Origin of the sequence: Actinoplanes nipponensis, assembly GCF_016862275.1 — a bacterium.
In the GTDB taxonomy this organism is placed as follows: Bacteria; Actinomycetota; Actinomycetes; order Mycobacteriales; family Micromonosporaceae; genus Actinoplanes; species Actinoplanes nipponensis.
In genome coordinates, this window is record NZ_BOMQ01000016.1 from 77,587 (window position 1) to 102,428 (window position 24,842).

At 73.8% G+C, this 24,842-nt stretch carries 20 protein-coding genes; 11 read left to right on the top strand and 9 right to left on the bottom strand.

The features are described 5' to 3' along the window. Positions 1–66 precede the first annotated feature (66 nt). The 3 genes from nhaA (at position 67) to Ani05nite_RS06260 (ending at position 3,129) form a co-directional block, all read left to right on the top strand. Entirely contained in the window at positions 67–1,362 is a 1,296-nt protein-coding gene (gene nhaA / locus Ani05nite_RS06250; protein ID WP_203765918.1) for a Na+/H+ antiporter NhaA, read from the top strand. 30 nt (positions 1,363–1,392) lie between these two features. Next, positions 1,393–2,607, top strand: coding sequence for a cation:proton antiporter (locus Ani05nite_RS06255; protein ID WP_203765919.1), 1,215 nt, complete (start codon positions 1,393–1,395; stop codon positions 2,605–2,607). 75 nt (positions 2,608–2,682) lie between these two features. Next, positions 2,683–3,129: a CBS domain-containing protein gene (locus Ani05nite_RS06260; protein ID WP_203765920.1), complete on the top strand. Its 447-nt coding sequence runs from the start codon at positions 2,683–2,685 to the stop codon at positions 3,127–3,129. Here Ani05nite_RS06260 and Ani05nite_RS06265 read toward each other — a convergent pair. Further along, positions 3,126–4,421: an ArsB/NhaD family transporter gene (locus Ani05nite_RS06265; protein WP_203765921.1), complete on the bottom strand. Its 1,296-nt coding sequence runs from the start codon at positions 4,419–4,421 to the stop codon at positions 3,126–3,128. The genes Ani05nite_RS06260 and Ani05nite_RS06265 overlap by 4 nt on opposite strands. Positions 4,422–4,650: 229 nt before the next feature. Between Ani05nite_RS06265 and Ani05nite_RS06270 the strand changes: the two genes are divergently transcribed. After that, on the top strand, positions 4,651–5,007 hold the full coding sequence (locus Ani05nite_RS06270; protein ID WP_203765922.1) for an STAS domain-containing protein: 357 nt from the start codon (positions 4,651–4,653) through the stop codon (positions 5,005–5,007). Here Ani05nite_RS06270 and Ani05nite_RS06275 read toward each other — a convergent pair. Together Ani05nite_RS06275 and Ani05nite_RS06280 are read right to left on the bottom strand one after the other, a co-directional pair. Continuing rightward, the gene (locus Ani05nite_RS06275; RefSeq protein WP_203765923.1) at positions 5,004–7,904 is read right to left on the bottom strand and encodes a galactose oxidase family protein; all 2,901 of its coding nucleotides are present in this window, start codon (positions 7,902–7,904) and stop codon (positions 5,004–5,006) included. The two genes, Ani05nite_RS06270 and Ani05nite_RS06275, sit on opposite strands and share 4 nt — an antisense overlap. Before the next feature lie 141 nt (positions 7,905–8,045). Beyond that, entirely contained in the window at positions 8,046–9,023 is a 978-nt protein-coding gene (locus tag Ani05nite_RS06280; protein ID WP_203765925.1) for a metallophosphoesterase family protein, read from the bottom strand. Positions 9,024–9,143: 120 nt separating this feature from the next. Here Ani05nite_RS06280 and Ani05nite_RS06285 point away from each other — a divergent pair, with 120 nt between their 5' ends. After that, complete coding sequence (locus tag Ani05nite_RS06285) at positions 9,144–10,574, top strand: GGDEF domain-containing protein (protein WP_203765927.1); 1,431 nt, start codon at positions 9,144–9,146, stop codon at positions 10,572–10,574. A 4-nt stretch (positions 10,575–10,578) separates the two neighbouring features. Here the strand turns inward: Ani05nite_RS06285 and Ani05nite_RS06290 are convergent, their stop codons facing one another. After that, positions 10,579–13,890, bottom strand: coding sequence for a TIM-barrel domain-containing protein (locus Ani05nite_RS06290; protein ID WP_203765928.1), 3,312 nt, complete (start codon positions 13,888–13,890; stop codon positions 10,579–10,581). A gap of 69 nt (positions 13,891–13,959) precedes the next feature. Continuing rightward, on the bottom strand, positions 13,960–14,559 hold the full coding sequence (locus Ani05nite_RS06295; protein WP_203765929.1) for a TetR/AcrR family transcriptional regulator: 600 nt from the start codon (positions 14,557–14,559) through the stop codon (positions 13,960–13,962). Between the two features lie 95 nt (positions 14,560–14,654). Here Ani05nite_RS06295 and Ani05nite_RS06300 point away from each other — a divergent pair, with 95 nt between their 5' ends. Both Ani05nite_RS06300 and Ani05nite_RS06305 read left to right on the top strand, forming a co-directional pair. Then, a complete protein-coding gene (locus Ani05nite_RS06300) occupies positions 14,655–15,674 on the top strand; it encodes an aldo/keto reductase (protein WP_203765930.1) in 1,020 nt (339 codons plus the stop codon). A gap of 118 nt (positions 15,675–15,792) precedes the next feature. Next, the gene (locus Ani05nite_RS06305; RefSeq protein ID WP_239129384.1) at positions 15,793–16,614 is read left to right on the top strand and encodes an SAM-dependent methyltransferase; all 822 of its coding nucleotides are present in this window, start codon (positions 15,793–15,795) and stop codon (positions 16,612–16,614) included. Positions 16,615–16,643: 29 nt separating this feature from the next. On the opposite strand, the gene Ani05nite_RS06310 is transcribed toward Ani05nite_RS06305, so the two are convergent. Beyond that, on the bottom strand, positions 16,644–18,443 hold the full coding sequence (locus tag Ani05nite_RS06310; RefSeq protein ID WP_203765931.1) for a potassium channel family protein: 1,800 nt from the start codon (positions 18,441–18,443) through the stop codon (positions 16,644–16,646). A 12-nt stretch (positions 18,444–18,455) separates the two neighbouring features. Next, positions 18,456–18,842, bottom strand: coding sequence for a DUF6394 family protein (locus tag Ani05nite_RS06315; RefSeq protein WP_203765932.1), 387 nt, complete (start codon positions 18,840–18,842; stop codon positions 18,456–18,458). 133 nt (positions 18,843–18,975) lie between these two features. Here Ani05nite_RS06315 and Ani05nite_RS06320 point away from each other — a divergent pair, with 133 nt between their 5' ends. From Ani05nite_RS06320 to Ani05nite_RS06330, 3 genes are all read left to right on the top strand, one after another. Beyond that, positions 18,976–20,175 (top strand): NAD(P)/FAD-dependent oxidoreductase, encoded by a 1,200-nt coding sequence (locus tag Ani05nite_RS06320; protein ID WP_203765933.1) that lies wholly within the window; start codon positions 18,976–18,978, stop codon positions 20,173–20,175. After that, a complete protein-coding gene (locus Ani05nite_RS06325; RefSeq protein ID WP_203765935.1) occupies positions 20,172–21,056 on the top strand; it encodes an RNA polymerase sigma-70 factor in 885 nt (294 codons plus the stop codon). Before Ani05nite_RS06320 ends, Ani05nite_RS06325 begins: the two co-directional genes overlap by 4 nt. Positions 21,057–21,176: 120 nt before the next feature. Beyond that, the gene (locus Ani05nite_RS06330; RefSeq protein ID WP_203765937.1) at positions 21,177–22,265 is read left to right on the top strand and encodes a M15 family metallopeptidase; all 1,089 of its coding nucleotides are present in this window, start codon (positions 21,177–21,179) and stop codon (positions 22,263–22,265) included. Between the two features lie 23 nt (positions 22,266–22,288). On the opposite strand, the gene Ani05nite_RS06335 is transcribed toward Ani05nite_RS06330, so the two are convergent. Continuing rightward, the gene (locus Ani05nite_RS06335) at positions 22,289–23,551 is read right to left on the bottom strand and encodes a prolyl oligopeptidase family serine peptidase (RefSeq protein WP_203765939.1); all 1,263 of its coding nucleotides are present in this window, start codon (positions 23,549–23,551) and stop codon (positions 22,289–22,291) included. 147 nt (positions 23,552–23,698) lie between these two features. Continuing rightward, complete coding sequence (locus tag Ani05nite_RS06340; protein WP_203765941.1) at positions 23,699–24,286, bottom strand: DinB family protein; 588 nt, start codon at positions 24,284–24,286, stop codon at positions 23,699–23,701. Positions 24,287–24,552: 266 nt separating this feature from the next. On the opposite strand from Ani05nite_RS06340, the gene Ani05nite_RS06345 reads away from it, so the two are divergent. Next, positions 24,553–24,842: hypothetical protein (locus tag Ani05nite_RS06345; RefSeq protein ID WP_239129385.1), on the top strand; the 290-nt coding region annotated here is incomplete at its 3' end.

Genomic DNA, 24,842 nt, shown 5'->3' on the forward strand with positions numbered 1-24,842 from the left:
TGGGGCAGGTGCGCCGGGAAGTCTGGTCGGCAATTGGCTGATCCGACCCCGAAAGACGGAGCCCTCGTGACCCAGGAACCACGCCGGACCGCGCACGTCCTCAGCCGCGGCTCATGGGCCGAGGCCCGCCGCATCGCCGACATCCTGCGCAAGGAGACCATCGGCGGCGCCCTGCTGCTGGCCGGTGCCCTCGTGGCGCTCATCTGGGCCAACTCGCCCTGGAGCGACAGCTACACGGCGATGCTGGAGTACAAGTTCGGCCCGGCCGCGCTGCACCTGGACCTGACCGTGGCGACCTGGGCGGCCGACGGGCTGCTGGCGATCTTCTTCTTCGTCGCCGGGCTGGAGCTCAAGCGCGAGTTCGTGGCGGGTGACCTGCGCGATCCCCGCCGGGCCGCGGTGCCCGTGGCGGCCGCGTTCGGCGGGGTCGTCGTCCCCGCGCTGGTCTACGTGGCGGTCAACGCCGGCGGCGCCACCCAGGGGTGGGCGATCCCGACCGCCACCGACATCGCGTTCGCGCTGGCCGTCCTGGCGGTGATCGGCCGGCACCTGCCGACCGCGCTGCGCACGTTCCTGCTGACCCTCGCGGTCGTCGACGACCTGCTGGCCATCGTCATCATCGCGGTCTTCTACACCGCGAACCTCTCGGTGCTGCCGCTGCTCGTGGCGTTGGTGCCCCTGGGCCTGTTCACCCTGCTGGTGCAGCGGCGGGTGCGGTCGTGGTGGCTGCTGCTGCCGCTGGCCTTCGCCGCGTGGACGCTCGTGCACGCGTCCGGCGTGCACGCCACGGTCGCGGGGGTCCTGCTCGGTTTCGCGGTGCCGGTGCTGCGCAGCCGCAAGGCCGGCGGCCCCGAGGCGGGGCCGGGCCTGGCCGAGCACTTCGAGCACCGGTTCCGGCCCATCTCCGCCGGCTTCGCGGTGCCGGTCTTCGCGCTCATGTCGGCCGGCGTCGCGGTCGGCGGGTGGGGCGGGCTGACCGAGGCGCTGTCCGACCCGGTCGCCCTCGGCATCATGCTGGGCCTGGTGGTCGGCAAGCCGATCGGGATCACGGCGGCGACCTGGCTGGTGGCCCGCTTCACCCGGGCCCGGATCGACGCCGGCCTGGCCTGGATCGACGTCGTCGGCCTGTCGGTGCTGGCCGGGATCGGGTTCACCGTGTCGCTGCTGATCGGCGAGCTGGCCTTCGGGGCCGGCAGCGAGCTCGACGACCGGGTCAAGGTCGCGGTGCTCACCGGCTCGCTGGTCGCGGCGTTGCTGGCCGCGGTCGTCCTGCGGCTGCGCAACCGCACCTACCGGCGCATCCACGAGGAGGAGACCGCCGATCACGACCGCGACGACATCCCCGACGTGTACCAGCGCTGACCGCGCACCCGTGTCGCGAGAGAGAGCCTCATGCTGCTGTTGACCTTCGCTGCCGTGCTGCTGGCCGCGGTGCTGGTGTCCGCGCTGGCCAAGCGGACGATCCTGTCCACCGCCGTGTTGTTCCTGGTGGCCGGCTTCGTCCTCGGCCCGGACACGACCGGCGTGCTCGACGTCCGGGCCGACTCGCCCATCGTGGGGACCCTGGCCGAGCTCGCGCTGTTCGCGGTGCTGTTCACCGACGGCATGCGGGTCGGCTGGGCCGACCTGCGGTCGGCCTGGCAGCTGCCCGGCCGGGCGCTGGGCTGGGGCCTGCCGCTGACCCTGCTCGTGACCGCGGTGGCGGCCCACTACGTGGCCGGGCTGGGCTGGCCGGAAGCGCTGCTGATCGGGGCGATCCTGGCCCCGACCGACCCCGTGTTCGCGGCGGCCCTGGTCGGCAACGACAAGGTCCCGGCCCGGCTGCGGCACCTGCTCAACGTCGAGTCCGGCGTCAACGACGGGCTGGCGCTCCCGTTCGTCATCGTGTTCCTCGCCGTCGCCGCCGGCTCCGACGACCTGCACCTGGGTGAGCTCGGCCTCGAGGTGGCCCTCGGCCTGGTGGTCGGCGTGGTCATCCCGGTCGGGGCGATCCTGCTGGAACGCAGCCGGTTCTTCTCGGCGTCGACCGCCTACGAGCCGCTCAACGGCGTCGCCATCGGGCTGCTGGTGCTCGGGGTGGCGCAGGCGACGCACGCCAACCTGTTCCTCGCCGCCTTTGCGGCCGGGATCACCGTGGCGACGTTCGGGCCCCGGCAACGGGCGGCGTTCGAGCACTTCGGGGAGAACATCGCCGAGCTGTTCAAGCTGGCCGCGCTGCTCGTCTTCGGGGCCCTGATCTCGCTGGAGTTCCTGGCCGAGATCTCCTGGACGGGGTGGATCTTCGCGGTCCTGGCCATCTTCGTGGCCCGTCCGGTGGCGCTGTGGCTGTCCTTCCTGCGCTCGGGGCTGGACCTGCGGGAGCAGGCGGCGGCGATGTGGTTCGGCCCCAAGGGATTCGCGTCGGTGGTCTACGGGCTGCTCGTCCTGGAGTCGGGGATCCTCGCCGCGAACGAGATCTTCCACCTCGTGGCCCTGACCATCGTCATGTCGATCCTGCTGCATTCCTCGACGGACGTGGTGGTGGCGCGGGCGTTCGACGAGGAGGCCGAGACGCCGGCCTGGCACGGGGTGCTGCGGCGCCGGGTCCGGGCCGTCGTACGCCGGTGAGCGCAAACGCGGTCAGCGGGAGCATGCTGTGCGCCGTACCGTGGAGTGGTTTGGTCGGACGGTGAGGGGGCCGGGATGCACGCAGCTGATGTGGCGATCCAGATGAGCGTGGTGGGTGAGGACACCCCGGCCCGCGAGGCGGCCCGGGTGCTCGCCGCCCAGGACCTGCCCGGGCTGATCGTGGTCGACCGCAAGGGCCGTCCGCTGACCGTGCTGGCGGGCACCCAGGTGCTGCGGATGGCGCTGCCGTCGTACTGCCAGGACGACCCGGCCCTGGCCCGGGTGATCGACGAGGCGGCCGCCGACGTCATCCTCGACGGCATCGGCGACCGCAGCGTGGCCGATCTGCTGCCGCGCAACCGGCCGGAGCTGCCGGCGGTGAGCGGGAACGCCACGCTGCTCGAGGTGGCGGCGGTGATGGCCCGCTCGAACGTGCCGCTGGTCGCCGTGGTCGACGCCGACCGGGTGATGACCGGCGCGATCACCCTGGACGGGCTGCTGGACCGGATGCTCGGCACCTAGAACGCGAAGAACCGCACCCACAGGTACGGCACCGCGAGCGCCACCGAGATCACGGTCACGATCAGCCCGTACTTGGTGAAGCCCCAGAACGAGATGCGGTGCCCGGCGCGCTCGGCAATGCCCAGCACCACCACGTTGGCCGAGGCCCCGACCGCGGTGGCGTTACCGCCGAGGTCGGCGCCCAGCGCCAGGGCCCACCAGAGCACCTCGGCCTTGTCGTTGCCGCCGGCCGCCTCGACCAGCTCCGCGACGATCGGGCTCATCGTCGCCACGTACGGGATGTTGTCGACGATCGCCGACAGCGCGGCCGAGGCCCAGAGCAGCAGCAACGTGGCCGGCCAGAGCTTGCCCTCGACCGCCTCGGTGGCCGACCGGGCCAGGGTGTCGATCACGCCGGTGGTGACCAGGCCGCCGACCATGACGAACAGGCCGGCGAAGAAGATCAGCGTGGGCCACTCGACGTCCTTGGCCACCTCGGTCGCGTCCAGCCGCGACGCGGCGAGCAGCAGCAGGCCCCCCAGCAGGGCCACCACCGACGGCTCCAACCCCAGCAGGGTGTGCAGGACGAAGGCCACCAGGACCGCGCCCAGCACGGCCAGGCTCAGGATGACCAGCCGCCGGTCGCGGATCGCGTCGCGTTCCTTCAGCGCCATCACCCGGGCGACGCGTTCGGCGTCGTAGCGGAAGGCCCGGCGGAACATGATCCGGCACAGCAGCACCAGCACCACGAGCACGACCAGCACGAACGGGGCCAGCACGCTGAGGAAGTCATTGAAGGCCAGGCCGGAGCGGCTGGCGATGATGATGTTGGGCGGGTCGCCGACCAGGGTGCCGGCGCCGCCGATGTTGGAGGCCAGGACCTCCGCGATGAGGAACGGCACCGGGGGCACGCCCAGCCGGTCGCACACCAGCAGCGTCACCGGCGCCACCAGCAGCACTGTCGTGACGTTGTCGAGCGCGGCCGACACCAGCCCGGTCACCAGGATGAAGATGACCATGATGGGGAACGGCCGGCCGCGGGCCTTCTTCGCCGACCAGATGGCGACGTACTCGAACAGGCCGGTGCGTTTGAGCACGCCGACGATCAGCATCATCCCAAGCAGCAGGAAGATGACGTTCCAGTCGATGCCCGAGTCCTCGGAGAAGAACGCGTGCTCGGCGTTCGTCGCCCCGAGGGCCAGCATGACCGCCGCGCCGCCGACGGCGACCGCCACCCTGTTGATCTTCTCGGTGGCGATGAGCGCGTACGCCGTGACGAACACGGCAACCGTGATCCAGGCCAGGGCGCTCACCGGGGGAACCGCTGGGTCACGAACACTCCCGGAGATGGTCAGCCGTCATCGGACGCCGACCAGACTTCCCGGCACACCTTCGATCAACCTAGCAGCCCACCGGGCCGGCGACCGGTCAGCCGGGAGCCGGCGGGTCACCACAGCCGGGTCGCCCGGACCGACAGGGTGTAACGCGCGGCGGCGCCGGAGCGCTCTTGAGACTGCTATGGGACATCTCAGGAAGGCACTCATGGACGACATCTGGACTTACCGCGTCAGCCGGCGTGGCGACACGTCGGTGGTCGCCCTGTCCGGAGAAGTGGACATGAACGTCGAGGAGGAGCTGGCCGGCGTGCTGCTGGCGGAGATCGAGCGGCCGGGCGCCACGGCCGTGCTGATCGACCTGGCCGGGGTCACGTTCCTGGACTCGTCCACGATCAACGTGCTGGTCCGGGTCTACAACGCGGCCCGCGGGTCCGGCCGGCTGCTGCGCCTCGCGGGGGCCCGGCCGACCCAGCTGAAGGTGCTGGAGATGACCGGTCTCATGCCGCTCCTCGCCCTCGGTGGCGGCGCCGAGGGCGAGGAGGGCGGCGGCCCGGCGGCCTAACCGATGCGGACGGTCCGGGCGATGCTCGGGACCCCCTTGGCGTCCAGCGCGAACAGCATCCAGTAGCCGGGTAGCGCCACGCCCCTGTCCGCCGGGATGGTGAGGCGGTAGCCGCCGGTCACCGTCGTCGGGGTCAGGGCGATGCGGCGCTGGTCGGTGTCGACGCTGTGGGTGGCCGTACCCATGCGCACGATCGAGAACGACGAGACCGGGCGGTCCGTCGCGACCGTGACGGCGGCGCCGTTGGCCGCGGTCGCCGGGGCGCTGGTGATCGCCGGGCGGGGCGCCGGGTTGCCGTCGTCGTCGAGCAGGTTGGGCGGCGTGAAGATCTCACCGTCGAAGTGGTTGGTGCCGCAGGTGCCGCACAGGCCGCCGCCACCGGTGAAGACCCGCGCGTCGGGCATGAGCAGTGCCACGCTGTGGTACGTCCGCGGCACCGCCGCCGGGGCCAGGGCGCTGAACGTCTCGGTCGCCGGATCCCACAGCTCGGCGCCGAGCACCGCGGTGTTGTCGGAGAACGGCACCGGGAAGTTCTGCCCGCCGAACACCACCACCTTGCCGTCCGGCAGCACCACGCTGTTGTGGAAGGCCCGCGGGTTCGCCATCGGGCTGACCTTCCGGGCGGTGACCGTGGTCCCGGAGATGCTCAGCGCGTACGCGCTCGCCCGGGCGTCGACGTTCTCGTACGAGGTGGCGCCGCCGACCGTGAGGATCCTGCCGGCGTCGTACATGACCGCGGTGCCGTTCATCGCGTCCTGGTCGTCGCCGCGGTCGCCGGCCGGCGTCACCCCGCCGGTGCCCGCCGTCGAGTACCAGTTCATCGCCCGGCTCGGCCCGGCCTGCAGCACCGTCCCGCCGGTCCAGGCGAACAGCCAGGCGTGGTTGTCCTTGCGGTAGTCGCCGTTGGGGTTGGCGTCCGCGGTGAGCATCGGCTCGACCCGGGCGTCGGGCAGCGCGGTCCAGCCGGTCGCCGGCGCGAAGACCTCGCCGGCCTTGTGCGGGGTCGTGCCGGCGCCGCCGACCGGGCCGCTCCACGACCCGCCGATGGTGAACACCCGGCCGTCGGACAGCGTCGCGCTGGCCTGGTAGCCGCGCGCGGTGCGCATCGCCGGGCCGGTGGTCCACGCGTCCGTCGCCGGGTCGTAGAGGCTGGTCCGGGCGCTGTCGTTGCCGCCGGTCACGACGATGCGGCCGTCCGGCAGCACCGAGATGCCCGGGCAGAACATGTCGTGGCCGGTCTCGGTGACCGTGCGCTGGGTGACCACGCCGGTCGCCGGGTCGTAGGTGGCGGTCACGGTGCGGCCGCCGCCGCCGCTGAACGCGTCCGGCGCGTACGCCGACCAGGTGAGGATCTTCCCGTTGGGCAGTTGCGCCGCCGCCACCGGCACCAGCGGGAAGCCCACCGGCGCGCTCCACGTGCCGCGCCGGGGGGCCACCGAACCGCTCGGCCCGAGCAGGCTGATCTCGGCGGCGCTGCTCCACGGGCCGCGGTTGCCGGCCTCGGACAGGGCGGTCAGCCGGACGTACCGGGCGTTGGCCGGCGGGAAGACCACGGTCTGCAGGGCCGGGGTGTCCGCGAACGCGCCGGCGGAGATCCGGGAGGTCCAGGTCGTACCGTCCGGGCTGCTCTCGATCCGGTAGCGGCCGATCCGCCCGTTGGCGGAGGCGGCCGGCCGGGGCAGATAGGTCAGCCCGCCCACCGCTACCGCCGACTTGAGGTCCAGCGTCAGGGAGTGCGGCAGCGGGGCGGGCGGGGTGGTGCTCCACGCCGAGTGCCAGATGGTGGTGGCCGAGCCGTCGAGCACGTTGGCGGCGGCGCCGTTCTCGCGGGCCGTCTCCTGGTCCGAGGCGGTGACCGTCCAGCCGGCGCGGCCCAGCGTCGGGTCGGCCCGGCCCAGCAGGTTGAGCTCGGCGGCGCTGGACCACGGGCCACGGTTGCCGGCCTCGCTCAGGGCGGTCAGCCGGACGAACCGGGCGATCCGCGGGTCGAAGGTGACCGTCTGCGCGGTGCTGACGTCGGCGAACGCCCCGGTCGCGGCGGCCGGCCCCCAGGTCGCGCCGTCCATGCTGGTCTCCACCCGGTACTGCCCGATGGCGCCGTTGCGGCCGGACTGCCGCGGCAGGTAGCTCAGGCCGGAGACCAGGTTGGTCGCCACCATGTCGACGGTGAGCTGATGCGGCAGCGGCGCGGCCGGGGGAACCCCGTACGCCGTGTGCCAGATGGTGGCGGTGTCGCCGTCCAGCACGTTGCCCGCCGCCCCGTTCTCCTGCACCGTCTCCTGACTGTCCGCGACGACGGTCCAGCCGGTCCGCGGCAACGCGGGGTCGGTGCCGCCCAGCAGGTTCACCTCGGCGGCGGCCGACCACGGGCCCCGGTCACCGGCCTCGCCGAGCGCGGTGAGCCGGACGAACCGGGCCAGCACCGTCGCGAACGTGACCGTCTTGAGCACCTCGTCGTCGGCGAAGGTGCCGGTGGCGACCTGGGTGTACGCGGCGCCGTCGGTGCTGACGCCGATCCCGTACTGCCCGATGCGCCCGTCCGGCCCGTCGGCCGGCGGCAGATAGGTCAGGCCGCCGACCGCGAGCAGGTTGCCGGTGTCGATGGTGAGGGTGTGCGGCAGGGCGGTGGCCGCCGTGCGCCAGGTGGTGGCCGGATCGTTGTCGAGGGCGTTGCCGGCGGGCGTCGTGGCCGCCGAGCTGTCGGCGGTCACGCTCCAGCCGGTCCGGGGCAGCGGCGCCGGCGTGGTGACGGCGACCGGCACGGCGCGCGGCAGCACGTGGGCCGCATGCGGGTCCCGCGCCGGATCGCCGCCGTCGGCGTGGAGCACCACGGCGGCGCCGACGCCGAGGCACAGGATCAGGGTGGCCCCACCCCGCGACCACAGTTCTTCTCTCATTGCCGATCCCCCGGTGAAGCGAGCGACAGATGGTTGTCACTCAAACACCGGTGCGGCCGCCGCCGGCTCGGGGAATCGATTACACGACATTGACCGGTGTCGTACTGACGCCGCGTCGCAGTGCGCCTACGCTGGGTCAGTTCAGTGGCAGTCGCCGGTGCCCGAGTCGGTGAAGTCGCCGCCGGCCACGGAGAGGAAATCCCACCGGTACGACCGCCGGCCCAGCGTCAGGCGCAGGACCCCGAAGGTGTCGTCGTCGCGGACCTGGCTGTTCGGCGCCGGCCGGCCGAACGGGTACAGCGCCGCGCCGCCGGTGCCCACGACGATCGCCCGGATGCCGCGCGCCGGGTCGCGCCGCCCGGTGGGTGTCTGCGGGGCGAACCTCTCGTACACGTGGTTGTGCCCGGCCAGCATCAACTCCACGCCGGCGTCGTACAGGGTCCGCACCAGCGGCCGTACCTCCGTGGCCGGGGGATGGGTCGCGGCCGAGGTGAACAGCGGGCTGTGCATCATCGCCACCGTGCAGACGGCCGGGTGCGCGGCCAGGTCGGCGCGCAGCCACCGCTGCTGGGCCGAGCCGGGGCCGCAGCCGCCGGGCACCGCGGTGCAGTTGCTGTTCAGCACGACCACGTGCCAGGCCCCCGCCTCGTACGAGTAGTAGCCCCGGCCCCGGGGACCGGCCGCGGCGCCGAAGTAGTCGAAGTACGGCGCCGCGCCGCGGGTGCGGTAGTCGTGGTTGCCGGCGACCGGGCGGGTCCGCGCCTTGACCTGGCCCCAGGTGGGCCCGTAGCAGCGGCGGAAGTCGCGGCGGCTGCCGTCGGGGTACGCGTTGTCGCCCAGGGTGAAGACGGTGCCGGGGGAGCGCCGCAGCAGCGCGAGGGTACGGCTGTCCCCGTCGCTGTCACAGCTCGCGATGTCCCCGGCGCCGATCAGCACCGCCGGGGCGGGCGCGGCCGGGGTGGCGGCGGAAACCGTGGGCGCCGGCGACGCCACCGCCGGGGCGGGTGCGGCGGTCGGTGCCGGGGCCGATGGCGAGGTGCACGCGGCCAGCGCGGCAACCAGCAGCACCGGCAGCACGCGGCGGGGGCCGGCCGGGCGGGGCCGGTGGTCGTGGCGCACACCCCGGCGTACCCCGTCCCGGCAGCGATCACGCGCGGCCGGAGGGGTGAAGCGGGTGCAGTCGGGGAGCAGTCCGGTGCGGACCTCGGAAGTGGGCCCCGGCCGGCCGATCCAGCGGGCATGAATCGCCGGATGCTCGCCCTCTATCTCGTGGCGACCGTGGCCGCCGCCCTGGCGGCGGGCGCCGGCTCCGGTCACGCCTCCGGCGACCTGGTCTACTTCGGCGCCTACCTGAGCATCTGTGCGTTCGCGGCGCGATCGGCGCTCAGCCGCCGGCGCAGCGAGGACCGCTTCCCCTGGCTGTACGTCGCGGTCGGCCAGGTGGCCTGGCTGGCCGGCGACGCCGTGTACCCGGTCAGCACGCTGCTGCACCGCACCTACGACGGGGTGCCGTCGGCCGTGCTGTGGACCTTCGGCTATGCCGCCTTCGGCGCGGCGCTGATCGGGATGGCCCGGCGCCGGGCGGGACGGTGGCTGCGGCCCGCCGTCCTCGACATGCTCACCCTGGCGGTGGCGGCCGCGATCGGCATCTGGGTGGTGTTCATCTCGCCCTACCTGGCCGACGCGGCCGCCGACCCGCTGGGCGCCTACCTGTACGTCATGGGCCCGCTCGGCGACGTCGTGATCCTGGCCGGGGTGCTGCTGCTGGTGTTGTCGCCGGGGCGGCGTACCGGCGCCACCCGGCTGTTGCTGCTCTCGGCCGGCCTGCGGATCGCCGCCGACCTGGGTTCGAGCTTCATCCCGTCGCTGAGCCTGGCCATGGCGGTCGGCACCGGGGTGATCCTGCTCAGCAACGCGCTGCTGGTGGCGGCCGCCCTGCACCCGAACAGCGGTGAGCTCACCACGGCGGCCCGGCAGGCGCCGACGTTGCATCCCGCCCGTGTCTGGTTCCTCGGCGTGGGCCTGCTGACCGCGCCCACCATCTTCTTCGCGCGCCGCGAGTACGCCGAGAACGAACGGATCATGCTGTTCACGGCCACGGTGCTCACCGCCGGTCTCATCCTGGCCCGGTTCGCGAGCGCGCTGCGGGCCCTGGAACGGGCCGAACGCGAGCTCAGCTTCCGCAGCCGGCACGATCCGCTGACCGGGCTGGTGAACCGCGCCGCGCTCGCCGACGCCCTGGCGGCGTGCCCGGCCGGCTCCAGCGTGCTGTACCTCGACCTGGACGGCTTCAAGGCTGTCAACGACGGCGCGGGGCACGGCGCCGGCGACGTCATCCTGCAGGTGGTGGCGCAGCGGCTGCGCGCCGCCAGCCGCGACTGCGACACGATCGCCCGGCTCGGCGGCGACGAGTTCGCCGTCGTGCTGACCGGCCTGAGCAGCGCCGAGGCGGTCCCGGTGGCCGACCGGATCCTGCGGGACGTGGCCCAGCCGATCGAGCACGACGGCTGCTGGCACACCGTGGGCGCCAGCATCGGCATCGCCGGCGCCGACGCCGACGCGGGCGACGCGTGGTCGCCGACGGCGCTGCTGCGCGCCGCCGACGCCGCGATGTACCGGGCCAAGCGGCTCGGCCGGGGCCGCTGGGTCCTCGCCGACCTGGCCGCCTGAAACGTCAGGACACTGAGAAGGCGAAGGTGTACGGCCGCTGGATCGGTACGCCGCCGGGGCCGGTGCTGCTGACCCCGGCCACGGTGGCCGTGTAGGTCCCGGCGGCCAGGGCGGCGGCCGGCGCCCAGACGAGCGTGCCGGGCGTGGTCTCGGTGACGGTGCCCGCGGCTGTGCCGCCCGGACCGGTGACGACCACGGCGCCGGCGTAGTCGGTCCCGGTCGCCGGCTGGACGTCGCGCTGGAACGTCACCGTGACCGCCGCCGGGGCCGGGCCGGTGCTGCCCGCGGCCGGGGTGGTCGAGACGACCAGCGGGTCGCGCCAGTACCGGATGGCCAGGTGGTCGTCGGACCCGCCGGGCCGGTCCCAGGCGGTCGAGGTGTCGTCGACCAGCATGGTCCGGGTGATCCCGCCGTCCACGGTGACGCCGCGATTGACCGTGCCGGTGATGGATCCCCAGTCCTCCACCGTCTCCCAGCTGCCGCGGGTGTACTTGTACTGGATGTCGGTGCCGTCCAGGACGGTGACGGTGACCTCCCAGACACCGTTGCCGCGGTCGGTCATCGCCACCTTGCCGGGGTCCCACGGGCCCAGCTCGGCGATGTTGCCGGGCAGGTGGAGCGTCGCGTCCGGCGGCGTGCCCGGCGGCGCGAGCACCCGGAACGTCACCGCGACCGGGCGGACCGGCACGGTGAGGGCGGCGGGCAGGCCGGCCGCGCTGCCGTCCGGATTGCGGTACGCCAGGTGCGCCACCACGTTCGCCGTCCGGGGCGACGGGCCGGCCGGGGTGACGTCGTAGGTGACGGTGAAGGTGGCGCCCGGCGCGAGCGACGCCGCGGTGGCGGGCGTCCGCGGGGTGATGGTCCACCCGTCGGGCGCCGTGACGGTCGCCGCCAGGTTCGTGATGGTGCCCGGCCCGGCGTTGCGCGCGGTCGTCACCAGCGTGCTCGTCGCGCCGGACTGGAGCCCGTCCGGGGCGGTGAAGGTCAGCTCGACGGCGGGCTGCTGAGCCACCGTGAGCGGCCTGCCGTCGTGGGCCACGATCACCCGGCGGTCGCCCGCGGTGGCCGGCAGTTCGACGGTGAGCAGGTGTTTCGCGGCGTCGTAGGTCCAGGGCGCGGCGCGGCCGGAGACGGTGACCACGTGCGGGCGGCCGACGCCGGCGAACGCGACCGTGTAGCGGCGGGTGGCGGGAGCGCCGGGGTAGGCGCCGGCGGCCGGGCCCACGGTCAGCGCGGACAGCCGGCGGCCCTCGTCGTAGCGGACCGGGATGCGGCTGAACTGCCCGGCGCGGTAGCCGAGCCCCTCGCCGGCGTCCGCGTACACCGACGTGCGGCCCGAGGCGTGCGGGAACACCGTCAGCGTGAGCCGGTCGGCGGGCTGGGCCGCGACGCCGGCCGCGGGCGGGGTCTGGGCGACGATGCCGCCGGCGCGCACGAAGACCGGCATGCGGTCGGGCGTCGCCGCGACGGTACGGGTGGCCGGGCCGCGGAAGGTGGCCCCGGTGAAGAAGTCGGTCCACGTGCCCGGCGGGAACCACACCGGCGTCGTGGTGCTCAGCCCCGGCGTGACGACCGGCGCCACCAGCATCGAGTCGCCGAGCAGGTACTCGGTGGCGTGCCGGTACGCCTCGGGCTGCTCGGGCCAGTCGAGGTAGAGCGCCCGGGCCATCGGCACGCCGGTGTCGTACGTCTGCCGCGCGGCGGTGTAGAGGTACGGCACCAGCGACTCGCGCAACCGCAGGTAGTCGGCGGCCGCCCCGCTCACCGTCGTCGAGTACTCCCACGGCAGCCGGTCGCCGTGGTCGGAGTGCAGGCGCAGGATCGGCTGGAACGCGCCCAGCTGCACCCAGCGCAGGTAGAGGTCCTCGGGCAGGTGCTTGCCGGCGAAGCTGCCGATGTCGTGGCTGACGTAGGACTGCCCGATGCTCGCCTCGGCGGGCGTCATCGCGGCGGCGAAGGCCAGCGTCTCCCAGTCCGGCCGGGTGTCGCCGGTGAAGTGCACGGTGCTGCGGTGCTCGGCCCACGGCCCGGACGGCCCGGGCGTCGCGTACGCGGGGAACGACGCCCCGATCCGGGACAGCGCGAAGCCGCGCAGCCCGCGGGCGTCACCGTCGCGCCGGTACAGCTCGTTGATCCAGCTGTCCGCGGTCACGCCGGGCGTGCCGACCGTGCTGTCGTCGCAGCAGTAGTCCAGCCACCACTGGCGTACCCCCTGCTCCTCGAACGGGTCGTGGAGCTGCGACCAGGCGGCGGCCTGGTCGGGGTCGGTCCAGTCGAAGCGGTACGGGTCGGGCGCGAAGCTGCTGCCGGCGGGGGCGAGCTTGCCCCGGGCGGTGGCCTGGGCCGCGGCGAAGCGCGGGTCGGCGCCGGAGATCGCCGCGTGCACGTTCAGCGTGGCGTTGACGCCCTGCCGGCGGAGCCGGTCGAGGAAGCCGCCCGGGTCGGGGAACAGGGTGGGGTTCCAGTTCCAGCCGGCCCACGCGTTCGGCGCCTTCCAGTCGGTGTCGATCACCAGCGAGTCGAGCGGGACGTCGTGGTCGCGGAACGCCGGCAGCAACTGCTTCTCGTAGTCGTCGGCGCTGTAGGCCTGGTACTTGGAGAACCAGGTGCCGAAGGCCCACTTCGGCGGCAGCAGGGACGGTCCGGTCAGCGTCCGCAGGTCGGCCAGGCCGCGGCGGTAGTCGTGGCCGTACCCGAAGAGGTAGCCGTCCTGGTAGGCGCCGGCGTGCGGGGGCCGGGCGGCGACCCAGCCGCCGGCGGTGCGCACCGCGGTGGCGGTGTCGTCGAGCAGGTACCAGCCGCCGCGGTTGAGCATGCCGGGGTGCAGGTCGATCTGGTCGGGCGGGCCGGCCTGCCCGGCGTAGTAGTCGAGCCCCCGGTACCAGCCGCCGAGCGCGTCGTCCCGCGCCGGCGACCCGAAGGCCGGGTGCACGCTGGTCAGCGAGTTGCCGACGCGCAGCTCCAGAGTGGTGTTGGCGGCGCTGACCGGCCCGCTGTCCACCCTGTACCGCAGGGTCAGGGCGCCGGTGCTGATCCGCAGCTCGCCGCCGCGGGTGCGGGCGGTGAACCGGGTGCGGCCGGGGTCGCGGTCGACGGCGTTGAAGGTCGGCCGGTCCTCGAAGGTGTCGTCGGCGGCATACTCCAGGCGCAGCAGCGTGGGGCTGAGGACCTGGACCCGCAGGTGGCCGGCCCGCACGGCCTGGCCGTCGACCTGCGGTGGCCGCGCCGCGGCCAGCGCGGCGCCGGGCGTCGCGGTCAGGAGCAGCAGGAAAGCGAGGAGACCCGCGAGGCGGGCGCCACCGACATGCCGGGACATGACGACCCCCTGAAACGTAACTGGTACGTCACACAGTGCAGCGAACTCTTCGCCGCGGGGACCGCCGTGTCAATAGGCGCGGGTCTGTTCCGGAGGTTCCGGAACGCGGAGTCCGGCCAGGAGCAGGCCGACCAGGCGGCGGGCGTCGTACCGGGGGTCCTGGTCGGCGCCGATGCACAGGTTGCCGACGCCGTGCATCAGCGTCAGGGCCGGGATGTCGGCCCGGATCTCGCCGGCCGCGGCGGCGGCGGCGAGCAGCCGGTCGCACACGGGGACGAGGCGGTCCAGGAAGTAGGCGTGCAGGCTCCGGAAGGCGTCGTCGTCGGACCGCAGCGCCCCGGCGAGGCCGTGCTTGGTGATCAGGAAGTCGGCGAAGAGGTCGATCCACCTCCGCAGGGCGGCGTGCGCGGAGTCGCTGCCGGCCAGCAGGGCCGGGCCCGCCTCGGCGCACGCCTCGACCTGGTGCCGGTAGACGGCCACGATCAGGTCGGCCCGGGTGGGGAAGTGCCGGTAGATGGTGCCCACGCCGACGCCGGCCCGGGTGGCGATGTCGCGCACCGGGGCGTCGACGCCGGCCGCGCGGAAGGCCGCGGCGGCCGCCTCCAGCAGGTTCTGCTCGTTGCGGCGCGCGTCGGCCCGCTTGCGCGGGCCGGATGTGCCCTCGGCCACGGCTTCTCCTCCTTCACAAACGGAACACTGTTCCGTATCGTCTTAACGGAACGCGGCTCCGCTTAGAGGATGCCAGAACCCGGAGGAGAACGAGCATGCAGTACCGCACCTTGGGCCGCACCGGCGTACAGGTCAGCACCCTCGCGCTCGGCGCGATGAACTTCGGCAGCCTGGGCCGGACCAGCCAGGCCGACGCCGACGCGCTGGTCGGCGCCGCGCTGGACGCCGGCATCAACCTCATCGACACCGCCGACATGTACGGCCAGGGCGAGTCGGAGGAGATGGTGGGCAAGGCCATCGCCGGCCGCCGCGACGACATCGTGCTGGCCACGAAGGCGACCATGCCGATGGGCGACGAACGCAACCACCAGGGCAGCTCCCGCCGCTGGCTGGTCACCGAGCTCGACGACAGCCTGCGCCGGCTGGGCGTCGACCACGTCGACCTCTACCAGATGCACCGGTGGGACCCGCGCACCAGCGACGAGGAGACCCTGTCGGCGCTGACCGACCTGCGCCGGGCCGGCAAGATCCGCTACTTCGGCTCGTCGACGTTCCCCGCGTACCGCATCGTGCAGGCCCAGTGGGCCGCCCGGGAGCACCACCTGGGCCGGTACGTCACCGAGCAGCCCGGCTACTCGATGCTGCAGCGCGCGGCCGAGACCCACGTCCTGCCCGTCACCGAGGAGTACGGCCTCGGCGTGCTGGTGTGGAGCCCGCTGGCCTCGGGCTGGCTGTCGGGCGCCGTCCGCGCGGGCCGCGAGATCAGCACCAGCCGCTCGGCGCTCATGCCGCACCGCTTCGACACCACGGTCCCGGCCAACCGGGCCCGGCTCGACGCCGTCGAGCGGCTGGCCGCGGTCGCCGCCGGGGCCGGCCTGACCCTGATCCAGCTGGCGCTCGGCTTCGTCACCGCGCACCCGGCGGTGACCAGCGCCATCATCGGTCCACGGACGACGGAGCACCTGCACTCGCAGCTCGCCGCCGCGGACACCGTGCTCACCGCCGACGTGCTGGACGCCGTCGACGCGATCGTCGCCCCCGGCCTGGACCTCGCCCCGGAGGAGAAGTTCGATACGCCGCCCGCGCTGCTCGACCCGGCCCGGCGTCGCCGGTGACCCCCGCGGGCAGGACTGCCCGCGTTCCGGCGCGCGACTACGATGGTCCGAACGGATCTCGCGACCAGGCGGTCGCGGGGTCCGCCGCCACATTTGTCACGGACGACAGGAGATCGTGGTGAACGCCGACGAGTTCTGGGCGAACGGCCCGGCCCGGATCGACACGACCCGGCCGCACCCCGCCCGGCGGTACGACTACTGGCTCGGCGGCAAGGACAACTTCCAGGCCGACCGGGACGCCGCCGAGGCGATCGCCAAGGTGTTCCCGCACATCCGCACCGCCGCCCGCGAGAACCGGGCCTTCATGCGGCGGGCGGTGAGCCACCTCGCCGCCGAGGCCGGCATCCGCCAGTTCCTCGACATCGGCACCGGGCTGCCGACCGCGAACAACGTGCACGACGTGGCCCAGGGCATCGCGCCCGAGTCGCGGATCGTCTACGTGGACAACGACCCGCTGGTGCTCACCCACGCCCGGGCGCTGCTGACCAGCTCGGCGCAGGGCGCCACCGCCTACATCGACGCCGACGTGCGGACCCCGGGCAAGATCCTCCAGGACCCGGCGGTCCGGGACACCTTGGACTGGAACCGCCCGGTGGCGCTGCTGCTGGTGGCGGTCCTGCACTTCGTCGAGGACGCCGAGGACCCGTACGGCATCGTGCGTGAGCTGGTCGGCACCCTGCCGCCGGGCAGCTTCCTGGTGCTGTCGCACGCGACGTTCGACCCGCTCGACCAGAAGACGATCACGGCCATGAACGCGGTGAACGAGGGCATCAAGCCGACCTTCTCGCCGCGCACGATGGCCGAGGTCTCCCGGTTCTTCGCCGGGCTCGACCTGCTGGAGCCCGGCATCGTGTCGGTGTCCGACTGGCGGCCGGAGCCCGGGCCGCGGCCCACCCCGGCCGAGGCGACCGGGTACGGCGCGGTGGCCGCCCTTCCCTAGCGTGGGGTGATCACCGGCAGGTCAGCGGTTCAGCGGGTGCGGGGCACGCGGCCGGTCAGCCGTTGCCACAGCCAGCCCGCGGGGACGGTCCGGCCGGTCAGGACGTACTCGCTGACGGCGTGGTGGGTGACGGTGTCGACCAGGTGCCGGCGCGCCGAGGGGCGCCCGGCCAGCAGGAGCTGGTCGCCGGCGGCCAGGACGACGTCGTCGCCCGGGCCCAGGATGGTCTCGGAGTCGCGCTGCAGCAGCAGCGGCACCGCGGCGACCGGGCGGCTGCGGTCGTGCGGGCTCCGCAGCAGGGCGCCGAGCCGGGCCTCGCCGGCGCGCAGCCACGGGTCCAGCGCCGGCGCCTCCCGGGCGGTCAGGGTGAGCTTCCACAGGCTGCCCAGGCGCCGGCCGCACTGCTGCCGGAGGCGCTCGATGAGCTCGGCCGCCCAGTCGTCGCCGCGCGCCGGCATGTCCTGCAGGAACCGCCACAGCAGCGGGGTGCTGAGCTGGGCGTAGATCTCCCGCGCGACCAGCTCGCTGGGCACCAGCAGCCGGTCGACCCCCAGGGCGGCGAACAGCGGCGCGTTGGCCGGGTGGTTCTGCCGGGAGGCGATGAACAGGGCGGGGTTGATCCGGCGGGCGGCGGCGATCAGGGACAGGTTGGTGGTGTCGTTGTCGGTGCCCGCGACGAAACCCACCGCCTGCCCCAGATCGGCGCGGGCCAGCACGGCCGGTTCGGACGCGTCCCCGACGACCACCGGTGACTGCGCGTCCGCGTTCGGCCGCAGGTCCATGATGGCCACGTCCAGGCCCTCGGCCCGCAGGTCCTCGGCCAGCTTGCGGCCGAAGCGGCCGTAGCCGCACAGCACCCAGCGCCCGGCGGTCGGCGGCCGCCCCGCCGGGGGCAGCTCGGCGCCCGGGCCGCCCTCCAACCACGACATCAGCCGGTGCGACGCGGGCGAGCGCAGGGCGAGCCGGAGGTGGTCGCCGAAGCGGTCGAACGGGTTGACCACCGCCGGGGAGCCGAACGCCCGCATCCGGTGCTCGATCCCCGGCGAGACGGTCCGGGCGATCACCGGCAGGTCCGGGCGCACCAGGGCGGCGGCCATCGCGACGACCAGGTTGACCTCGTCGTCGTCGGTGAGGGCGAGCACGCCCTCGCAGCGGGGATGCTCGAGACCGGCGACGCTCAGGGTCTGCGGGTTCGCGGCGTCGGCGGCCAGGCCGGGCACGTCGGCGTGGTACTGGTCGACGTCGAGCCCGTCGACGCGCTCGGAGGAGACGTCGAGCACCACGAAACGCCGGCCGATGGCGTCCAGCTCCCGGCCGAGCAGCCGGCCGGTCTGGCCGTACCCGACGATCAGCAGGAAGGGCTCCCGCAGCCGGCTCACCGTGCGGGTGAACCGCTGCAACCCGAGGGCCTGCCGGAACGCGCGGTCCTGCAGCAGCGTCAGCAGCGAGCCGATCGCGTACGCCCAGCCGACGACGGTCAGGTAGATGGTGGCCATCACCCAGAGCCGCTGGGCGCCGGTGAACGGCTGGGGGATCTCGCCGTACCCGATGGTCGTCGCCGTGTAGCTCATGAAGTAGAAGGCGTCGAAGAAGCCCATCCGCGCCGGCTGCCCCGCCGCGTCCCGGCCGGGAATCAGCGTCAGGCCGAGCACGCTGACCGCGAAGATCGTGATCAGCACGATGAGCGGCGCGCGCATCCGGCGCAGGATCAGGAAGATGGTGGACGAGGTCTCTCCCGTCCGGGTGAGCGACGGGCGCCGCCGGGCCCGGCGCGGCCGGTCATCGCCCCGGACGAGCCGGCGCCAGGCCTGTCCTGCGGAACCCGCCACGACGCCTCCCGCTCACCGGCGCTGGAACGACACGGTCTCGACGACCAGCAGCACGACCGAGACCAGGTTGGCCAGCAGGGCGCCGCCGGACAGCGACACGACGGCGGCCATTGCCGACCCGTCCAGCCCGGCCGAGGAGATCTGCGTGGCGTACCCCCAGGCCAGTGCCGCGGCGATCAGCTGCAGGTCGGCGACCAGGCTGGTGGCCAGGTGCACGGCGCCGATCTGGGTCCGGTCGCCGAACTTCAGCACGGTCGCGATGAGGCTGACCACGACGGCGGCGAACAGCTCGTACTCGTTGTGCAGCGTCGGATCGGCCAGGTCGCCGATGAAGAAGCCGAAGTTGAGCGTCGCGGCCAGCAGCACGAAGAAACCGAAGATCACCTTTTCAAGGCTCATGCACAGCTCCCGGGGTCGGTGACTCACGCTAGCCCGCCATCCGGCCCGGCGCTGACCAACCTGGATCCGGGGTGTCACACGGGCCGCCCGGGCGGTGTCTGGTGGGCGTACCGCCTCGAACGAAGGAGACACCATGGCCGGCAACACCGATGTGGTCGTGATCGGCGGCGGGTACGCGGGCGTCATGGCGGCCAACCGCCTGACCCGGCGCGCCGACGTGACCGTGACCCTGATCAACCCGCGCCCGCGCTTCGTCGACCGGATCCGCCTGCACCAGCTGGTGGCCGGCTCCGGCGCCGCGGTCGCCGACTACCGGGACGTCCTGGCCGGGCGCGTCCGGCTGGTGGTGGACACCGCCGCGCGGATCGACCCGGCCGGGCGCACGGTGACGCTCGCGTCCGGCGGCACGCTCGGTTACGACTATCTGGTGTACGCGGTCGGCAGCGGCGCCGCCGGCCCGCGGGTGCCCGGAGCGGCCGAGCACGCCCATCCGATCGCCACCCTGGAGGAGGCGCAGCGGTTGCGGTCCGTCCTGCGGTCCGCCCCGGAAGCGGCCGCGGTGACCGTGGTCGGCGCCGGCCCGACCGGCATCGAGACCGCCGCGGAGCTGGCCGGGCCGGGTCGCGCCGTCACCCTGGTCTGCGGCGGGGTGCTCGGCCCGTACCTGCATCCCCGGGGCCGGCGGGCGGTCGCCGAGCGGCTGGCCGGGCTGGGCGTGACCGTGCTGGAGGGCGCCGGCGCGACGGTGACCTCGGTGACCCGCGACGCCGTGCGGCTCGGCGACGGCCGTGAGCTGCCGAGCGCGGTGACCGTCTGGACCGCCGGGTTCGGGGTGCCGGACCTGGCGGCGCGCAGCGGGCTGAGCACCGACGACCAGGGCCGGCTGTGCACGGACGAGACGTTGACGAGCGTGGACGACGGGCGCATCGTGGCGGCCGGGGATTCGGCGGCGCCGTCGGGTCGGCCGTACCGGATGAGCTGCCAGGCCGCCATGCAGCTGGGCCCGCAGGCCGCCGAGACGGTGCTGCGCCGCCTGGCCGGGCGCGAGCCCGCCCCCGTCGAGGTGGGGTTCTTCGGCCAGTGCGTCAGCCTGGGCCGCCGGGCCGGGATCTTCCAGTTCGCCGGCCGGGACGACGTGGCCAACCGGGGATTTCTCGGCGGCCGCGCGGGCGGGATGCTCAAGGAGGCCATCTGCCGGGGCATCCTCCGGCAGCTGCGCTTCGAGGCGCGCCATCCCGGTGCGCTGAAGTGGCGGGTGAGCAACGACCGGCGCCGGGAGGCGCTCCGGGCCGGGAACCACCCGGCGCCGGCCACCGAGGGGGGCGGGAGATGAGCGACGACGCCACCGAGGTCTTCGTCGCCCACCGCAACCTGCTCTTCACCGTCGCGTACGAGATGCTCGGCTCGGCCGCCGACGCCGAGGACGTCCTGCAGGAGACCTGGCTGCGCTGGGTCGAGGTCGACCCGGAACGGGTCCGCGACCAGCGCGCCTACCTGGTCCGGATCACCACCCGGCAGGCGCTCAACCGGCTGCGGACGCTGCGCCGCCGCAAGGAGGCCTACGTCGGCCCGTGGCTGCCCGAGCCGCTGCTCACCACGCCGGACGTGGCCGAGGACGTGGAGCTGGCCGACAGCGTGTCGATGGCGCTGATGCTCGTCCTGGAGACGCTGTCGCCCACCGAGCGCGCGGTGTTCGTGCTCCGCGAGGCGTTCGAGGTGGGCTACGACGAGATCGCCGCCGCCGTCGGCAAGAGTCCCGCGGCCGTCCGGCAGATCGCGCACCGCGCCCGCCGGCACGTCGACGCCCGCCGCCCGCGCCACCCGGTCTCGCCAGGCGAGAGCCGGGCGGCGCTGGACGCGTTCCACCGCGCGCTCGAGGCCCGGGACCTGCAGGGCCTGCTCGACGTGCTGGCGCCCGAGGTGGTCCTGGTGAGCGACGGCGGCGGCATCAAGCAGGCGGCGCTGCGGCCGATCGTCGGCGCCGGCAAGGTGCTCCGCTTCGCCTTCGGCGGGATCGGCCGGACCGAGGGGACGCTCACCGCCGAGCGCACGGTGGTCAACGGCAACCCGGCGCTCGTGCTGCGCCTGGACGGCGAGCTCGACGGCGTCATGGCCATCCGGGTGGAGGACGCGCGCATCACCGGCCTCTACTACGTCCGCAACCCGGAGAAGCTGACCCGCTTCGGCTCGGAGACCGCGCTGACCCTGCGCTGAGCACCCCCGTACGCCTCGGCAACCTGTCTGCTCCGGCACCGGGCCGGGGATGCACCTGTGGGCCACGAGAGTCATCTGGACACCCGCCCTGACCGATCGAGGCCGAGGAGCGCCCGAAAGATGACGACACGACAGGGAACACGACCCGGTCAGCAGAACCGTGCCCGAGCCCGGTGGCCGCGCGCCGCCGCGATCGTCGCCGTGCTCGCCGCGGCCCTGACGGTCGCCGGCAACCCCGCCCCGGCGTCGGCCGCGGTCCCGCGGGTCGCGCAGAGCTGGGCGTCGCTGATGTTCCACAGCCTCACCCCCAGCGCCAAGTACGTCCAGCTCCGCAAGGCGCTCGCCGTCCAGCGGGCCACCCTGGCGACCCGGGTCTCCCAGGTCACCGAGGGCCGGACCGCGCACGCCGCCGCGCAGACCCGGGTGACGACCGCCGTCACCGCCGACGCCGCCGCCCGTACCGGATACGCGATCGCGCGGGAGGCCCTGACCACCGCGCGGAACACGCTGACCGTGGTGTCGCAGCGGCGGCCGGTCGCCGGCGCCGCCGTGACCGAGGCGAAGACCGCCATCACCACCGCCGCGAAGACCGTGACCACCCGCCGGGCCCAGGTGAGCCAGGCCGCCACTGAGCTGAAGGCCGCGCAGGCCGCCGCCCGGGCCGCCACCGCCGGCCTGGACAAGGCGATCACCGCGTGGCAGTCCGCCGCGGCGACCGTCCGGACCAACCGGCAGCGGCTCATCGCCCTCGACCACTCCGCCGAGCTCGCCGGCCGGGCCGCCGCCCTCAGCCGGGACGTCGTCACCGAGGTCCGCACCAAGTTCACCGTCGCCGACACCGTCGCGGTCAACGGCGTCACCGTGCACCGCAGCGTGTCGTTCGCGTTCCGGCGGATGCTCGCGGACGCGCGCACCGACGGCGTCGTCCTCTCCGGCGGCGGCTTCCGGACCAGGCAGCGGCAGATCGAGCTGCGGACGATCAACGGCTGCCCCGACGTCTGGACCGCGCCCCCGTCGTCCTGCCGGGTGCCGACCGCGATCCCCGGCCGGTCGCTGCACGAGCTCGGCCTGGCCGTCGACATCACCGCCGGCGGCCGGACGCTGACCGCCGACAGCGCCGGGTTCCGCTGGCTGGCCACGCACGCCGGCAAGTACGGCTTCGTCAACCTGCCGTCCGAGCCGTGGCACTGGTCGATCACGGGCGGCTGATCCCGGCGCCGGCCGGCCGCCGGTCAGCGCCGTTGGCGGGCCATCCACTGCCAGATGTGGGTGCCCCCGATGCTCGGATCGTTGCGGGCGACGTAGATCCACGACCAGTGGCCCGGGAACTGGTAGCCGTTCCAGACGACGTGGTCGTACAGCGTCAGCAGGGAACCGGGGATGAGGTCGTGGGCGTGCAGGGTGTTCGGCCCGGGCGGCACCGTGGTGTCGTCCCGGGACGTGACGAGCCAGGTCGGGGTGGAGATGCGCCGCAGCTCGGCGTCGGTGATCAGCCGCGGACCGCCCGGCTCCAGGGACTGCACGACGCCGCAGATCGGCACCGACGCGGCGAACAGGTCCGGGTAGACGGTGGTCATCTCCATGCTCATGTAGCCGCCGTTGCTGCACCCGGCGACGTAGATCCGGTCGCGGTCGACGGGATACCGGTGGGCCAGCTCCCGGACGATCTCGCGGATGAGCGGGGCGAAGCGGGGGCCGTCCTCGATCCAGTACGACGTGCTCTGCGGCGCCACGACGTAGGCGCCGGAGAAGATCCGCTGGGCCTGCGGGGTGGCGAAGCCCAGCGCGCCGCGGTTGGCGCGCAACGTGGTCTCGTTGTCGTAGTAGTTGTCGGGCAGCGAGGCGCCCTCGCCCCCGCCGTGCAGCCAGACGATGAGTGGGCGCCGGCCCCGCCCGCCGTGGGCGGGGGAGTAGAGCCGGTACTTCATCCCCGAGCGCGAGACGTGGTAGCTGAACGCGTCCACCTCGGGATCGGACAGCCGGCCCTGCACGAAGCGCGAGATGGTGATCGAGCGGTGGTCGCGCAGGACGATCGGGGCCAGCTGGGTGATGGTGTAGACCAGATCGAGCCGTACGTTGCGTCCGCGGCCGGCGATGTAGCCCAAGGTGCCCCCGCCCAGCTGGCCCTCGCCGTGGCTGAGCTCCAGCACGATGTCGCCGTGGCGGTCGAGCCGGACGGCGGTCACGGTGCGGTCGAGGTCGTACTCGCTGTAGATGGCGTCGCCGGGGGCGATGGGAATCGGGCTGGTGGCCTTGGCGTGCACGCCGAAGGTGCCGGTGCTCAGCCCGGCCGGGTCGATCGGCCCGAGCCGCGAGGTGTCGAGGGTGATCGAGGTGACCTGCTCGCCGCCGTCGAGCACCCGGGCGTTGAGCCGGAACCGCACGGTGACCGGCGGGTGGCCACCGGCCCGGGCGGCGACCCCGGGCAGGGACAGGCCGGCGGCGGCGCCCGCGCCGGCGGCGAGAATGGTGCGACGGCTCAGGGGAGTGTCCATGCGGACTCCTTGGTCGATCTCCATTCGTACCACTGCATCGAGGTCGGTCTATCACAAATGGGTGACGGGCGCTAATGGGGTCGCCGGGGCCCGCCCACCGTCTGGATCACCACCGAGTAGGCGCGCGGGTGGACGCGAGCATGTCGATCAGCCGGCCCGGGCCGCGCCGCCGACCGCCGCCTGCGCAGCCCGCTCGATCATCGCCCGGTGTGTCGCGCGGGCCGCCGTGTCGATCTCTTCCTCGTGTTCAGCCCGCAGCCCGGTCCGGCCGTCAAGCTGCTCACGCAGGATGTCAGCGTGGCCGGCATGCCGGGTGGTCTCCTGAAGAACATGGATCATGACGCCGAACAGCGTGACGTCGGGCCGCGACCACCACGGCACGTGGCCAGGCGCGTCGACGGGAAGCTCCCCGATCGTCGCGTCCGCATGCCTGCAGGCGCGCTGGTAGAAGTCGATGATCTGTTCGCGGGTCTCCTCGGGAGTTGCCCACAGGTCGCTGCCGTCCGCGTCCTGCCATCGCCCCAGCGGCTCCGGGGACGGACGGCCGAAGACCTCACCGAGATACCAGGCCTCACCTGTCGCCATGTGCTTCACCAGGCCCAGGAGATTGGTTCCCGTCGCCGTCAGGGGACGCCGGATGTCGTATTCGGACAGACCGTCGAGCTTCCAGACCAGCGCCTCCCGGACCGCCTTGAGCCGGCCGTGCAGGAAGTCCTTCGCGACGTCATCGATCATGGCGACGACCTTGCCACCCGGCCACCACAGCCGCCGACCCCGGTTCGCGGAGGGTTCGGAGGCTGCCGCCGTTCCCGGCCGGCGGTCACCCGGGCGGGAGCTCCCGCGCCGGCAGCGCCGCCTCCGTGGCGGGGACTGCCGTGGGTTTGGGCCCACCGGGCTCGGGCAAACCGGGCGGGTAGATGGTGCTCCTGACGCGGCTCCACCACGCGGCCGGGGCCGAGACGCAGGGAATTCGCAATCGACAAGGGGATCTCATGAAGTTGATGACGTTTGCGGCGGGTCTGGCCACCGGTTACGTGCTCGGCGCCCGCGCGGGCCGGGAGCAGTACGAGAAGATCGTCGCGGCGGTCGGCCAGGCGCGTACCCAGCCCGCGGTCGCCGGGGCGGGGGCCGACGACGCCTCCACGTCCGGGCCGGCCGGGCCGGACGCCGCCGCCGCCACCGACGCGCCGGCTGCGGCCGAGCCCACGCCGGCGGCTGTCAAGCCCGCGTCAGCCGCCGTCAAACCGGCTACGCCCGCGTCGGTTGCTGCCAAGCCGGCGACGCCCGCGTC